The sequence below is a fragment of the Bacillus sp. bc15 genome (assembly GCF_900142585.1).
In the GTDB taxonomy this organism is placed as follows: Bacteria; Bacillota; Bacilli; order Bacillales; family Bacillaceae_G; genus Bacillus_A; species Bacillus_A cereus.
Genome location: NZ_FRBJ01000001.1, coordinates 760561 through 775641, shown reverse-complemented (window position 1 = coordinate 775641; position 15081 = coordinate 760561). Strand labels below are relative to the sequence as shown.

Genomic DNA, 15081 nt, shown 5'->3' with positions numbered 1-15081 from the left:
TCAATAAAATAAAAAAGAACCTGCAAATTTGCAGATTCTCCTGATAATGATTTATATGAGTAAGACTCGGAAATATAATACAATGATTCAAAAATAAGTTCAAGTAAATTCAAAGAACCCGCTGGAGTTCGAGTTCTTTCAGAAGTGATGATGTTTTCTAGGCTTAGCAAAGTGAGAAAATACAAGAATATAATACATTGAGATTTAGAGAATTTCAATACTTAAATTAGAGGTTATTTTAATATGATGTAACATCAGCATTTTGAAGGAATAGCAATGAATACCTTATACATTCCCAGTCTACATAACGCTTTATTATCAGTAGAAAGAAAAAGGAAAATCCCTACTTTCACAATAAATCCGTCTTGCTACTCTATTCATTTTTTGATACATTCCTATCCACCGTTTTAGGCTTCTCTTTTGTACTGTGTTAGCCGAAAAATTGTATAAATCATAATTCGTTTTTCTTCCACCTGTTTCACCCTTTCTACACCCTAGTTTTACAAAATAAGAAGTCATCAAAACTTATATTTATTACTTTCTGTTATCTCCTTTCTCTTGTTCTATGCATAGTCTATCTGAATTTTTATTAGCTACTAAAAAAAGAATTTACAGGACGATTAAAAAAAGCCAAGTGCATTGCACTCGGCTTTATGGTCGATTAAACAATTTTACTTCAGACGTATTAAACTGATGTAGATAGTCTTTAGTAGAAGTATAGCCTGAATTCATGAGTGTTTTCTTTTCTTCTTCTGTGATATCGAAATTAAACGACGGCGTAAAGAATGTATTGATAAATACAGTACGGGCAGCATCTTCTTTGGTTGTTTTTCCGCTCTCATGACCTTTGATCATCGTTTGAGACAAATTCCATGCAAAATGAATAAGAGAATGGCCAATATGATGTTCTGTTGAAGTTGCGATATGTTTTAACATGGCAATCTCGGCCTGAGATTCTAAACGGAAACCCAGTGTTTCTTTGTTGTAGACAATTTCATCTGCAGGATCAAAGAAAGATGCATTGTATTTCGTGTGTAAGCTTCTTAGTGTAGAATGATCCTCCGTATTGCTTACCAGTTTATTAACCTCGTCAATCGTATCTGTGGTCGTGAAGTGTTCTTCTTTATTCACAAAACTTTTCCGATCAAATAAACGAATTGGGTAGTTATCCAGTACACCTCCGTCTACATAATAATCTTTATCCCATTCCACAGATTTAAAAAAGAATGGGATGGACATCGAAATCCGCACAGCAACTACTAACGGGACATCAGGTGTCGTTTCGCGAGAAAACGTACGAAGCTGGTGTGTAGAAATGTTCGTTCCTTGGAAAAACACGTCTTTTCCTGTTTTGTCATATAACTGCTGAAAGGTTGTGTCCTTACTCCCTGTCCACTTTTCAACGATCTTTCCTACCCACTCAGTGAAGAAATCCCCTTTATAGATACCAAAACCATCAAAAAATAAACGAATATTATCTTGTACAATCGAAAAATCATCATCTTTAAACGCTTTAAAATTCATGTCTTTGTGGATTTTTACAAGATCTGCGAATGGAATGGAAAGACCTAAAAGTAATGCAGTAATCGCTCCTGCTGAAGTCCCCCCAAATCGTTGTATTTCTGGTAAAATCCCTTCTTCATTTAGTGCACGGATGGCACCTATATAAGCGCTTCCCTTTACTCCGCCACCTTCAAATACTAAGTTACGAAATGGATATGCCATTATATACCTCCAATAGAGAAATTTTCGATCTGTTATAGTATCGGAAGTATATTGAAATATATTCCAAATGGTATTAAGAAAGCTTCATGCCCTCCGATACGTATGGCGGAATTATCTTTATTCAATGGATGAATTGTTTGAAAGAGAAGGTATCTGCTTGGAATGGTAATTTAGTAGGATAGGAAACAGGAAACGGAGCGTATCTATGGATGCACTAACTAATAACCCTTTTTGAATCGTATATAACGTAACTTCTTTTCCGATGTATCCTCAAAGTAAAATCACGAGCAAAAAACCAAGAAACAATCTACATTTCATAAATCCCTCACCATCTATAACATACAATCCAGTGAAATAATTTGTTTCAGATACGTAGAAATATGATTTAACCAGCAATCAATAATCAGGTCTTCTTACCCTAAATATACCTGAATCTATTTGTTTCCATACCGGAAGAGTTAAATCATTTTGTTCCCATTCATGCAATTAAACAGATATGTATAATTGCATATCCATTAAATCGCTTTTAGTGCTATATTTTAATAGCGATGAATGCTATTATTTCATAAGTTGTCAACAAGCGTTATGTATGTATGAGAAAAAGGAAGGAGCCAAATAGGTCCCTTCCTTTTTCTACTAATTAAATAAATTACTCTCTGGTAAAAATTTAATTAGTGATGCTCCTTTACAAGCGTCTGATTATGCATTAAAAATGCTAGCTTTGCTTGCTGTCGGAAAAATTAAAGATGATAGCATTAAGTTATTAAGAGACAAAAATTCATCAACACGAAGACAGATTCGTCTTGGCTAGATAAATTTGGTGATAAATACAGGAAGTAACTCTTACGATTCAATGATTCCTTTTCCTGCCTTCTACCCTTGCCACTTCTGTTTCATGACTTGCAAATATAGATCTTCAAACTCGTTAAAATGGACGCGAAAAGCACCTAATGTATCGATATAAGCAGTAATCACATCTTCTTTATTAAAATGGATCCCTTCCTGTGCAATATCATAGCTATCATCAAGGCTGTATAAATCAAAATATTCCTCTTCCCAATATACGCCTCTGTTTACTAGTAAACGAGTGGAGCAAGTAAGCGCTTGTTTCACATTACATTTCTGAGCTACTAACTTTTCATTTAAGACAGAAAGAAGGATATTTACCGAGTATTTTTCATCAACTATGCGGCTATATGACAGTAAAGCCGATTCTATATATATCAGCTTTGCTTTAGACATTAAAGATATCTCCATAATTTCATATGGCGGGTGCTCATTTGCTTCAATCAACCTATCGCACCATGAAATTACCTCCTCTCTATCCCAAAGCCCGCAGCCTAGTCCTAATGCATACAAGTGGGCTAACGTTTGATAAGATTTCAATATGTTTCACCTTCTATTTAACTGTATAGTGTTATTGCATTCATTTTGGAAATAATCACGTTTAGTAATAAATACAATACACTCCCCAAACGGACAGCTTATTTGCATTAAAAACGCTACACATGAACTTTTGCTTTTTTTCGACGAATAAGCCACCAAACTAAAGATAGCAGTACTAGAGGGAACGGAATTACCTGAATAAAGAAAAATACTTTCCAAAAATCGTGCATCGTACTACCAGGGGAATCTGTTGCCATCCCGCCAATAAAAAAAGACAATGGAATGACAAGTATATTTATACCTAAACTAATCATTAGAAATGATAGATTCTCCTTCCAGATTATTAGTAATGCAGCCACGATAAATAAAACCAATGCAGTACCCAGTATAAGAAACAGTGCTCCAAAAAAAAATACAAAGTATAAAATACCATTGATTAAAGGTTCCACAATAGCCCTCCTAAGGATTCATTCTATAGAAACACTCATGTTATTTAGAAAGTCAGGATGCTAAACCTCTTAGTTCTCTTTCAATTTCTTCATTGCTATAGTCTTCTTGTCTTCTACCATTTTATCAGCTAAGAATACTTTATCTACATGCTTATATTCTGGACTGCGTTAGGACATATGTTTCTATTGTACAACCCGCTAACACTTAGACCTGCTAATACGATACCTTTAAAGGCTCTGTTCATATTCATTTGCCCCTTTTATCTTTTCGTATTTTTTTCTCCATCCATAGACAGTCCATTATGAACGTTTTCATTATAAGTATTGTCTGCTGTTACTGTTTTACTTTCCTAACTATCTGTTTCGGCCCTGATTCTTACCGTTTCAGTATTACACTTCAATTCGCATTATCATTACATAAAAAGGACATACCTATTCATATATACCCCTTTATTATTTTATAAAGATTATACAAAAATTAACAATTAATCATTTACTCAACAATAGATAATATGGATAAAGAAAAAATACTAGAGAGTATCACAGTGTAGTAGTCTCCTAGTATCTGTTCATAGTATTTTAACGGCTATGCAAATGAGGAGGGATAAAAAAAGACCTCTTACGGAAAGATAAGAGGTCATCAAGAAGATAAAAATGTTGTATTTGAAACACGCGAGTTTCTAATCCACATCATAACACAATATATCCATATATTCAATATATACATTAAATAAAGGAATGTATGTTCAAAAAACACACGGAATATTAATTTGGAACAGTATGTTTTCTTCTTTTATCCTACTTTTTCTACACTGCCGTAATTGTAACAATGGATGGTATCCTCTGTATACTGATGAGCAATTGTAGCAAGTTTTTCTAAATTCTCTTCCGTTACCTCATGAGTAAACAGAACAAAATTACTGTCGGATTCGGAGTCTGTTGAAATGGAACCATCGATCCGTTATGAAATGTTGAGCTTGCATCTCCTAGATTCCATGTAAATATTCGCTAATTCCAATCCCCTTTCGTGTCTATTTTATGTTTAATATAGTCTCGTACCGTACAAACGGGAAATGTTGTTAATTTGAAAAGAGAGCGGAATAAAATTTCTTTATCGCCTCTGTTCTTTCTTCTGTATGATAGAAAAAACGGAGAAAGATGGAATTTTATCTATCCTCATCACTTGTTAGAAAATTCTAATTTGATTAAATTGAAAGAAAATGATATATTGATTTTAGAATAATAATCCAATTAATGGATGACAACCTAATACCTGTAAGTGGACTATGACAATGTCAGATAAACGGGAGGAATTTAATATGAAAAAATTATGTTCATTTGCTTTAATCGGTGCCTTAACCTTTTCGGGTTTTATCGTTTTAGACAGTACGCTACCTGATAAAGCGCGCGCTGAAGTAAATACGATTAAGCAAGCTTCAGCTATTGTGGATGATTGGCCATGGCAGACGTATTTCTTATTGCATCACAATGTGGACTATCTAAAAGAATTAGCCCCTGGTACGTTAAAACAAGGTGGTACGTTTGATACGACGGTGTATATAGGCGGAAAAGATGTAGGTGTTGTAAAGATTTATCGATTGAACGGAGAAGGTAAATTGCAACGCTACAAAACCATTTCTGCAGGTGAGGCTGGGCACCACTACTATTCTAGGTTCACAACACCAATTACAACGGTTTACACACCAGGTACATATGTGGCAGTACTAAAAGTAGACAATTCATATTATTATGGTGGTTCCTTCCAAATTACAAAGTAAAACATATAGGTATATTTGTCTGAAACGCACTGGGTTACGGTGCGTTTTTTATTAGCTTACAGAACGCATGATCACATGGGAAATCCAAGACTACGATAGAAACGAAATTAAACGTGATGAAATTTGTAACAGTTAATGTGGATGCCACAATCCATGTTGGTATTTTAAAAGGTATGATAGGATTTGTCATTGGTTAAGATACGGATACTGGTATGGCCGATAACGAATTAGATCCATTTACAATTGTTATGATTCGGGCTGTGTTTCTAACGCAATAAGATTTGCATAAGATTATTTTAGAAAATTAATATTTGATTTTTATAGTGACTCAATATACCGTATTTTAGAATCGAGTTACATATTTAAAAATCATCACCAAGAGAATCTGCAAACTTGCGGGTTCTTATTTAAAACATAATGCCAGAAAAGCTGAGGTGAATAAAGTGCAAAGTTTAAAATCTTTAAAACGTGACGTATACATTTTTCTTCCATTGTCTATTTATTTTTCCTCCATTTTTATTTCATTCTATATTATAGAGAATACATTCAACTTGCTAAGTTTTTTACCAGCACTTGGAACCCTGTATGTCTGGGTAACTAGTGTGATAGACATTAAAAATAAAAACTACAAAATAAAATAAAAAAGCATCTGAACTAGATGCTTTGCTCTTAATGTTATAGAATATTGACGCCCATGACCATACAGCTACCAAAAACAATACATACCAAACCTAAAAATATTAAAAAATCTGGCAGATCAAAATGTTCGAGTAACGCGCCTATTAATAATAAAAAGGGATATACTAGAATTTCAATCCAGGTTACGCCCCCTGCTTTCTTTATTTCTCGGTAAGATACAACGCTGACAAGTAAAACGCCTACTACAATCAACCCTATCCCTAACATCATCCATTCATCCTTTTGAAAATTTAGTATTTCACTTTCATATACTGCTCTTTTACGAGCACCAATAATTCCCTCAATTTCTTCTCTACAGGATGTTCTTGATTTTCAGATACTTCTCTCCCGTATGATGAAAATCTTTGTGAGCAAGCACTAGTTGTAACTTCCAATTTCGCGTATGAGAATGTATGCTCATTTTCTTTACCAATGTTTTCAGTAGTGCTTCCATTTGAACCAACGCGTATACAGCTTTCATCAAGTTTGGTGCGCTTACCTTCCTTGTTAACCGTGTAATACGTGTCATTGACTTCCCCATATTTCATATCGGCTGTAGATGTAACTGCGGTCCCGTCTGCAGAAAAAGTGACGACACGAAATCCATCTTCTTCTGGCAACAACTCAGCTCCTGGAACATTATATAGTACCAATAGGTCTCCTTCGTATGCTTCTGGAATGAGATAAATGGTATCTGTAGTGTCTTGTCCGAATCGGATACAACCGCTTAAAAGAATCATAATAAAGATCCCACAATACATTATAACTTTTCTCATAGAATTTCTCCCGTTATGTGTAAGAATGGTATAGTATGTATTATACAATTTGATATATTTCCTTGGATAGAATAAGTTTCTAGTTTGAAGTCGGTTTTACTATTGTCATATAAAAGATTTATGTCAGTGAATGATTAGCACGAAGAGAAATGGAGTGAATTGATGAGCAGACGTATTGCATTAAAATATGAAAATAAGATTTTGAGAAAGATAATGATTACCGTAAGCATTGTCATACTCGTTTTCATTGCAACAGGGTGTGATTCTGTCCAAAATGATGCAAAGGATGTAACGGAGATTCCGCTAAACAGCAAATTAGAATCCCTTATTTCAGAAAGTATCATTGCCTGGAATCAAGACAAATTAAATCATACAGAAAAACAATTTGAGACGCATGTAATCTATGGAACTGAAATGAAGGATGAAAAAATGTATGTCTACCTTCATTCCCTCATGCAAGGATACAACCGCGAAACACAGACAGTTTCTCAAGCAGGACATTTACTTCCAGTCCGTGTGACGGTCACAAAAAATGGGGATGATTACATCATTGAAGATTACCGTGAACCAGGAGATGGTGCTGAAAATGAACCTACTTTGCGCAACATGTTCCCGAAAAAGTATGCGGATCAAGCACTCACTATCTCAAATGAAACGATTCAATCATTAGAATCTCGTATGCAAGAATATGTTTCTAAGTGGCTGGAAGATACAAGTAATAAGAGACGAGATAGATAACAAATAAAATATTCCTAATCGAATATTTTACAAAAAAAGGAGAGATATAATCTCTCCTTTTTCTACTTTATACCTAGCATTATTTGTTATATCCACCAAGTTGCTGTTCTGCCATAGCAACGAGACGTTTTGTGATTTCTCCACCTACAGAGCCGTTCGCTCTTGCAGTTGAATCTGCGCCTAATTGTACGCCGAATTCTTGTGCAATTTCATATTTCATTTGATCTAGTGCGCTTTCTGCACCTGCAACCACTAAAGAGTTGTTACGATTGTTTGCCATCATATATCACCTCCTGTACGTTTAATATGCTACGAAACAAAGAAAATATTATTGGTAAATAAAACTATTTATAGTTTGTTCTTTTATCCACTATTTTACTTTTCCGTAACGATTTCAGCAGAATAACAGTATGAGTTTCGTTTATTCGCATTAATATACAGAATGGAAAATATGTTTACGAAGAGTTATATTTTTTATAAACATTTATTGATGTAGATGTATTGCAAGTTCTTCTAAAATATTGACAGATAATATGCCACGTGTTAAATTCAAAACATTTAAATATTAAGGAGATGAGTGACTGATGTCAGTTAATAAGATAGAAGAATATTGGTATATGTACGCTAAAGAAAATGGATTAAACATGAGTGTTCCAGATTCGTGGATGTTTGGAGATGGTTCCAAAGAAATGGGAGATAAATTAGGAAGTTTAGTAGTTAAAGGAATCAAAACAGGAACATGCGCTGCACATTGTGTTTATGAGCTTGAAGGGGAAGAAATTCAAAAAGTTGGTCAGTACGATATTGTATTGGATGGAGACAATAATCCATTAGCAATTATAAAATATACAAAGATCGATTTACTAAAAATGAATGAAGTAACAAGTAATTTTGCAAGATCTGAGGGTGAAGGCGATTTAAGCTATGATTATTGGTATAGTGAGCACGTTAAATTTTTCACTTGGGAATTAAGTCGGTATGGACTTAATTTTACTCCAGACTTAATGCTAGTTTGTCAAACGTTTAAGGTAATGGATGTTTATAAAGATTAAACATGAATGAAAATCAAACATGTTTATTTTATATTATGTTTTTAAGCATTTCGTCATGTAAAAAAACAAAATCCCCTTCAGGAAAGCTGCTAAGCTAGCGTAAGGTGCTAAATTCCCTCAAAGTATCTCAAAAGCTGGATAATCATTTAATATTTCTGTACTCTCCAACTTACAACAAAACACATCGCAAAATATTTTTACGATGTGTTTTAAAAGGGAAATCATCATCAAGTTTTTCACCCATATTTTTATAAGGAGTTTTACCATTGAGGATAAACGCCTTCATTTCAAAACAGTTCTTTTCACTTGTATACGATATGTCTCACACATATAGTATACAAATTATTACACTTACTTTTCTTCACCGCTTGCTTGCATGGAATTAAAAGTCCAATTTAATTTCAACGCATCTCCTTGAAATACATTTTGTTCTTCACCGTTATCTACGAATGTAAACATTACATAAAATGTATCATCATCACCTGGAGCAAGTCCATTTCCTTCTCGATCTACAATACCGTTCTTTACAAGATTAGGAATATTTCCATTTTGCGTAGCTACCTTTAATTCAGATAATGTAGTAGACCAAATTGGAACCTCATTTTTATCCAAGTTCCACAAGAAATCAACACGGATATGATCACCAAAATCAGCATTTCCATTATCCCCTTTCGCATCGATTACACTGTAATCTGTCAGGAGTTTCACATCTCCTATTGCTAAGGTTCCTTTGTTTACTAATTGAAAACCACGTTCCATTTCATCACCTGGTTTCAGATTGTCGACATTAATAACAACTTCTGGATTCACACTCAAATCTAAAGTACCCGCTGCAAACGTGTTTTGTGATACTTCCTTATCACTAAAATATGCATATGTTCCCCCGCCAATTAAGGATAAGCCAAGCATTGCAGTTACAACACCCATACCAAGTTTTTTCTTCATACCCATTTCACAAGTCCCCCTATTGTTAAAGTTTAAACTACAAACCTTATTTCCATCCCACAAACAACAATAATAATTAAGCAACTTCCTTGTCCCATAATGAAAGCAAACTTACTTTAAACTAGTTACTTCATGTACCCAAACGACTATGACTCTTAAAATGACCGGTAATGTTACCGTAAATCATTTCCGGTCATTTGTTAACCAATCCATTTCATTTAATATCCATTGTCTGATGCCTTTATTTACTCTAGAAGTTTGTCCACTTATTTTTTTGGTTCTAAACCGATAGAGCGTAAAATTTTCTCTAACGTCACTGGCCCTACATTTTCTTTCGGTTTCTCGTTTCCTTTAGCATCTGGGCCCTTTTTCAAGAAGTTTTTCTCAATTAAACGAACATCCGTTTCACCTACAACACCATCTTGATTTATATCTCCATCTTTTACAGATACTTTTCCTTTTCCATACGATAAAGCTGCTATTCTAGCATCTTGAATATCTACCATTTTATCGCCGTTTACATCACCTGCAAGGTTATCATCCATGTCAGCTCTAAAGTTTTGTCCCACTAATTCTCCATCCTGCATTTTCCCTATTTTTGTTGTTAATTTACTATTTAAATGACCTGGCATTTCTACGAAAATATCATATTCTTTATCGCTTACTGGAACACTATGAATTTCAAATTGTCCGTTATCACCAATCGTTCCTGTATATTTCTTTCCATCCTTTCCAACTGCGTACACTTTTGCTCCTAGTTTTGTATAGTCTTTCTTACCTAAATACCCCTCTTCATTCAAGAAAGCTTCCGGGCCAATATATCCTGTAACCGTTGAATGTTTCGAAACAATAGCAAAAGATTTATCTTTAAACGCAGGAATCTCAATGCCTTCTGATGCACCAACTTTTGTATAAGAGAACTTATCTACTCCAAATGCAGTCAAATCATTAAAGTATTCATCGTTCGTCATCTCGAATGTAACATCTAAAAATGGTTTATCTCCATCTAATCCTTTAAATTCTTTTCCTTCCAATGATGCGCCAACTTTCACCTTGTTTTCCCAAGCTCCTGCTTCACTTATCTTCGGATCTTCTAATTTAAGGTTCAATCCATGTTGTTCTACATATTCCGTAAGTGCTGGATTTGGTTTCACATCTGTAAATTTAAATAGCTGCTTGTAATAAGGAATTTCAAATGTACCTGACATAAGCTGTTTTACATTATTAAGATTCAAAGTTAATGTAATTTTCTCTCCTAATTTGATTTTATCTTTGTCATAACTTGGAACAGCGTATTCTGTCCCTTCTTTTACAAAGACGTAATCTTTATATCCAGTTGCCATATTCCCTGCAGTTGCAAGATCATATCCAAATAATTTTAAATTTAACGGCTCATTTATTTCCTCTGGAAGTACTCCAAATTTAAAATCACCATTTGCTTGAATTGTATTCAACCATCCCGATGGGAAGGCTGAGTTTTGATAATATACAATTTGATTCGCTTTTTGATCATATTGCAAGCCTTTTGCCTTTAATGCATCTACTGTAGAATCATAAATATTACCATGCACCCATAATGCACGCTGGCCGTCTTCTTCTTTAAACATAGAATCATTGACTTCGTGTATACCAGGTTGTACATCCTTAAATTTCATTTCAGGTATTACATTATCAATGATAATGCTATCGCCTTTTGTATAAGATTTTCCTTCTTTATCATATCCAACGAAGTTCAATTCGTAATCTCCATCAGGCAACATAACAGGTTTATCCGCAATTGGATGAGCTGGATTTCCTGTGAATGGAAGTACATACCCTCCCATACCAGAAAACATCATATATTCAACATTCGGTGTTAGACTACTTGCATTAAGTGTACCAACGACTCCTAATGCCTTCCCTGTCGTTCGGTCCTTCACAATTGCATCAATGGTTTCGAGAGGACTATTTAATTTAAATGACAACGGCGAACTTGGTCTTTCCATAAATGGATGGAATTTAGAAGCATCTGTTGCCATTGCATCTCTCAGTAAATCTACAGACGCAATCCCTTTTTCTGTGAATTTAACTGCAAATGGTACTTGATATACTTCTTTTTCATTGTTTTTATTTGAAATATGAATATAGCCCTCATATCTACCAAATTCAGCGTTTTCTGGAATGGTAATTTCAGGGTTAATTTCCTCTGATGCACCAGGAGCTACTTTAATAGAATCTGGTACGTTTAGCTTCACACCATTCTTCGCTGCATCTTGCACACCTACACTTGTAGGTGAAAATTTCACCTCTAATTTAAACTCTTTCCCATCTGTTTTACTGCTGTTCTTAATTAAAACTTTTCGACTATCTTTAATAGGCCCATTTTCAATTTGATTTTTATACCCAAATGCAATAGAACCTGTTTTTTCTTCAATTTCTACTTCTTCATCACCTACAACGTTTGATGTTTTATCAACAACCTCGATAGATGTATCTGCATGAACTGCACGATATGCATCAATTCGTCCTGAGCCCACCTCAAATACAGAACGCTCTTCCTTTAAATCAACTGCGGTATTCATGAGTGCTTCTTTTACTTCAAATGGACTATAGTTTGGATGTTCTTGTAAAATAAGTGCCGCTACCCCTGCAGTATGAGGAGTTGCCATAGAGGTACCTGACATACGTCCATACGCTACCGGATAATTATCTCCATCTTTTGGATCATTAATATATTCAGGAACAGTTGAGAAAATAGACACACCTGGTGCTACAATATCTGGCTTAATATCATCTGTCTTAGTTGCAGGACCGCGGGAGCTAAAATCAGCTAAGTGATCTCCCTCTGTTTTTATATTACTTAGTTCTCCAAACGCTAACGACACATCTCCTTGTACAGCTTTTACTTGTAATTTCTCACCATCTACTTTTGTTAAGCGGAACGATGGAATAGACGAAGTACTTTCCCCAAGATAACTTGTAATTTCACCATCTACATTGTTATATACGATTACCGCTTTTGCGCCTGCTTCCTTAGCATGCTTAATTTTTTCATCAAATGTAATCTCACCGCGTTGGATAAGAGCTAATTTTCCTTTTACATCTTTTCCTGTAAAATCATTTGATTTTCCAAGCCCTGCATATACAACTGATACGGATTGACCTTTCAAATCTTCAATCTTATCAGTAAAGCTTTTTCCAAGTAGCATCATCTTATCCACATGTAAATCACCTGCATCGATAGAAAACGTTGGGATCGTCATTGCAGCATCACTGGCTCCAACTGTAATTGGAAGTGCCGCTGCACTAGGTGATCCAATGGTACCTTCTTCCGGACCACTGTTACCTGCTGCTACTACTGTAACAACACCAGCTAACATCGTATTGTTCACTGCGACAGAAGTAGGATATAAAGGATCATTAATAGACGCTCCTAGTGATAAATTGATAACATCCATATCGTCTTTCACCGCTTTATCAATCGCAGCAAGAATACCGCTTGTTTGTCCACTTCCATATGGACCTAATACGCGATATGAATATAAATCTACATCTGGAGCAACACCCTTCACTGCATAATCCACACTATTCTGTTTGTCTGCAGCAATTGTCCCAGCTACATGCGTACCATGGGATGTATAATATGCACTCCCCTCATAAATCTCAGGATATCCTCCAGAATTTTGCCAATCCTTATACGTTGTCTCCATTGGATCAGCATCATTATTAACAAAGTCCCATCCTTTTATGGAGTTCGAATCTATTTTACTTGGATCTTCACCTTGTTTTGCACGATATCCTTTATATGCATCTTTCAAATCCGGGTGGTTGTAATCAATACCTGTGTCCAGTACACCTACCTTAATTCCTTTCCCTGTTATTTTTTCATCATGCAGCTTGTCCACACCAATTTGCGGTACACTATCCGCCATTTTCGGTTCAACAGCAGTCTTAGTTGTTTCTTTCGGCAAATCAATTTTAACCTCATGATCTTCCCATACGCGCTTAACGATACCGGTACGAACTAAGTCTTCGATCATATTTGCTGGTAAAGAAATCGCTACACCATTAAAAGCATTCTTATATTCTCTTGTTATTTTTGCAGATTTTACATTTGTTCCTTTCTCTTTATTCTTTTGAAGCTGCTCAAGCTCTGCTTTAAATCCTTTATGTGATGCCTCTACCTTTTGTTCCGCATTTGAAAGAGCTACTTTTTTCCCTTTAGCCGCTTGTTTTAATACCTCTATTTTGCTAGGCGCTTGCTTAAATTCTATAATCACATTCACATTATTAGGACTTGTTGTATTGATACCTGGCGAAATAACAAAACCTGGTTTTGTATCTAACGTTTTTAAGGCATTACGTTGTTCCTTTGTAAGACCTTTTAAGATAGCATTTGCATCATCAATTCCAGTTAAAGTAGATGTATTTACCTCTTCCGCTAATACGTTATATGGAATTCCTTGAGACAATAACATTCCAGCTGTTAACGTTCCAATAAGAATCTTTCCAAATTTCCCTCGTTTCATATTACATCTCCCCATTATTAATATTATTTTTTGAAACAAATTGATTCTTAAATTCCCATGTAGCATTGGAAACTCTATTAATCTTAATCTTTTGTATCATGAAAGATTTCCAACACTACTACCATCCCCATACCTTACATAGCTAACCACTCACTTTACTCTTTCTATAAGAGCCCTCCGTCATTTATTTCCAACAAAAGATTTTCACAAAATGAATTATTAACAAGATTAAAATGTAATTCTATTTTTATTATTCCACATTTTGATTATTCTGAAAATTAAACAAAAGGAGTATCTTTTCTCTAAGGATTCTATGCCTACATAGTACAAAAGAACTACCTTGTCCTTTATTCTTTGTAATACAGAATAAAGCGACACGATAGTTCTTTGATAGATTTCTTATTTAATCTAGCGGAACTAATTGATTTCGGACTGCATAAATCACTGCTTGCGATCGACTTTTCACATTTAGCTTTTTAAAAATTTTATTGATGTGAATTTTAACTGTTTTATCACTAATATATAAAACTTCAGCAATTTCTTTATTACTAAGTCCTTTTACTAGTTCAAAGAGAATTTCCTTTTCACGTTCCGTCAGTTCATTTTCATTTGATTCTACTTTCATTTTTTGCTGATGATATGTAATTAATTTTTTAGTCATACGCGGATGAATGACTGAATCGCCTCGATATAACATTCGAATTGCTGCTACTACCTGATCTGATGATGAATCCTTCAATAAATAACCATCAGCACCGGCCTGGAGTGCATCCATTAAATACTCGTCATGTTCATACATTGTAAACACAAGTACACGGCAACTCGGATATTTTTTTTTCACTAACTCTGTAGCTTCAATCCCATTTTTCCCTGGAAGATTAATATCCATCAAAATACAATCTGGTCGGCATTCTTCTACTTTTCCCAATACTCCATCCCCAGAGCTAGCTTCTCCAACCACTTTTATATCAGATTCATCCTCTAGTATGCTCCGAATTGCATCCCGTAAAAAAGCATGATCATCTACTACTAATATTTTAATCATT

Annotated in this window: 12 protein-coding genes; 3 read left to right on the top strand and 9 right to left on the bottom strand. The window is 34.8% G+C overall.

Annotated features, from left to right (window positions below; all coding sequences use genetic code 11):
• Positions 1 to 651: 651 nt before the first annotated feature.
• From BUA87_RS03805 to BUA87_RS30795, 3 genes are all read right to left on the bottom strand, one after another.
• Positions 652 to 1725 carry a patatin-like phospholipase family protein gene (locus BUA87_RS03805; protein ID WP_000331130.1) on the bottom strand — a complete coding sequence of 358 codons (1074 nt, stop codon included), beginning with the start codon at positions 1723 to 1725 and terminating at the stop codon, positions 652 to 654.
• A gap of 873 nt (positions 1726 to 2598) precedes the next feature.
• Entirely contained in the window at positions 2599 to 3111 is a 513-nt protein-coding gene (locus BUA87_RS03800; RefSeq protein WP_000844532.1) for a hypothetical protein, read from the bottom strand.
• A gap of 116 nt (positions 3112 to 3227) precedes the next feature.
• Positions 3228 to 3560: a hypothetical protein gene (locus BUA87_RS30795; protein WP_000433527.1), complete on the bottom strand. Its 333-nt coding sequence runs from the start codon at positions 3558 to 3560 to the stop codon at positions 3228 to 3230.
• 1319 nt (positions 3561 to 4879) lie between these two features.
• Between BUA87_RS30795 and BUA87_RS03790 the strand changes: the two genes are divergently transcribed.
• Positions 4880 to 5338 (top strand): DUF5065 family protein, encoded by a 459-nt coding sequence (locus BUA87_RS03790; protein WP_071714856.1) that lies wholly within the window; start codon positions 4880 to 4882, stop codon positions 5336 to 5338.
• Positions 5339 to 6013: 675 nt separating this feature from the next.
• On the opposite strand, the gene BUA87_RS03780 is transcribed toward BUA87_RS03790, so the two are convergent.
• Positions 6014 to 6247, bottom strand: a complete 234-nt coding sequence (locus tag BUA87_RS03780) for a hypothetical protein (RefSeq protein ID WP_002094019.1) — start codon at positions 6245 to 6247, stop codon at positions 6014 to 6016.
• Between the two features lie 20 nt (positions 6248 to 6267).
• Positions 6268 to 6792 (bottom strand): DUF6843 domain-containing protein, encoded by a 525-nt coding sequence (locus BUA87_RS03775; RefSeq protein ID WP_001233341.1) that lies wholly within the window; start codon positions 6790 to 6792, stop codon positions 6268 to 6270.
• 162 nt (positions 6793 to 6954) lie between these two features.
• Between BUA87_RS03775 and BUA87_RS03770 the strand changes: the two genes are divergently transcribed.
• Positions 6955 to 7530, top strand: a complete 576-nt coding sequence (locus BUA87_RS03770) for a peptidase M56 (RefSeq protein ID WP_072938466.1) — start codon at positions 6955 to 6957, stop codon at positions 7528 to 7530.
• A gap of 79 nt (positions 7531 to 7609) precedes the next feature.
• Here the strand turns inward: BUA87_RS03770 and BUA87_RS03765 are convergent, their stop codons facing one another.
• The gene (locus tag BUA87_RS03765) at positions 7610 to 7810 is read right to left on the bottom strand and encodes an alpha/beta-type small acid-soluble spore protein (RefSeq protein ID WP_000002881.1); all 201 of its coding nucleotides are present in this window, start codon (positions 7808 to 7810) and stop codon (positions 7610 to 7612) included.
• A 304-nt stretch (positions 7811 to 8114) separates the two neighbouring features.
• On the opposite strand from BUA87_RS03765, the gene BUA87_RS03760 reads away from it, so the two are divergent.
• Entirely contained in the window at positions 8115 to 8582 is a 468-nt protein-coding gene (locus BUA87_RS03760) for an ASCH domain-containing protein (RefSeq protein ID WP_000115719.1), read from the top strand.
• Positions 8583 to 8933: 351 nt separating this feature from the next.
• Here BUA87_RS03760 and BUA87_RS03755 read toward each other — a convergent pair whose 3' ends face one another.
• The 3 genes from BUA87_RS03755 to BUA87_RS03745 form a co-directional block, all read right to left on the bottom strand.
• On the bottom strand, positions 8934 to 9533 hold the full coding sequence (locus BUA87_RS03755; protein WP_016077688.1) for a TasA family protein: 600 nt from the start codon (positions 9531 to 9533) through the stop codon (positions 8934 to 8936).
• A 260-nt stretch (positions 9534 to 9793) separates the two neighbouring features.
• Positions 9794 to 14035, bottom strand: coding sequence for a S8 family serine peptidase (locus BUA87_RS03750; RefSeq protein ID WP_072938464.1), 4242 nt, complete (start codon positions 14033 to 14035; stop codon positions 9794 to 9796).
• Between the two features lie 403 nt (positions 14036 to 14438).
• Complete coding sequence (locus tag BUA87_RS03745; RefSeq protein WP_000590664.1) at positions 14439 to 15080, bottom strand: response regulator; 642 nt, start codon at positions 15078 to 15080, stop codon at positions 14439 to 14441.
• Between the last annotated feature and the right edge of the window lies 1 nt (position 15081).

Coding starts and splice junctions, on each gene's coding strand:
- BUA87_RS03805 (WP_000331130.1), bottom strand. CDS start 1,725: ATGGCATATCCATTTCGTAACTTAGTATTTGAAGGTGGCGGAGTAAAG.
- BUA87_RS03790 (WP_071714856.1), top strand. CDS start 4,880: ATGAAAAAATTATGTTCATTTGCTTTAATCGGTGCCTTAACCTTTTCG.
- BUA87_RS03780 (WP_002094019.1), bottom strand. CDS start 6,247: ATGATGTTAGGGATAGGGTTGATTGTAGTAGGCGTTTTACTTGTCAGC.
- BUA87_RS03775 (WP_001233341.1), bottom strand. CDS start 6,792: ATGAGAAAAGTTATAATGTATTGTGGGATCTTTATTATGATTCTTTTA.
- BUA87_RS03770 (WP_072938466.1), top strand. CDS start 6,955: ATGAGCAGACGTATTGCATTAAAATATGAAAATAAGATTTTGAGAAAG.
- BUA87_RS03765 (WP_000002881.1), bottom strand. CDS start 7,810: ATGGCAAACAATCGTAACAACTCTTTAGTGGTTGCAGGTGCAGAAAGC.
- BUA87_RS03760 (WP_000115719.1), top strand. CDS start 8,115: ATGTCAGTTAATAAGATAGAAGAATATTGGTATATGTACGCTAAAGAA.
- BUA87_RS03755 (WP_016077688.1), bottom strand. CDS start 9,533: ATGGGTATGAAGAAAAAACTTGGTATGGGTGTTGTAACTGCAATGCTT.
- BUA87_RS03750 (WP_072938464.1), bottom strand. CDS start 14,035: ATGAAACGAGGGAAATTTGGAAAGATTCTTATTGGAACGTTAACAGCT.
- BUA87_RS03745 (WP_000590664.1), bottom strand. CDS start 15,080: ATGATTAAAATATTAGTAGTAGATGATCATGCTTTTTTACGGGATGCA.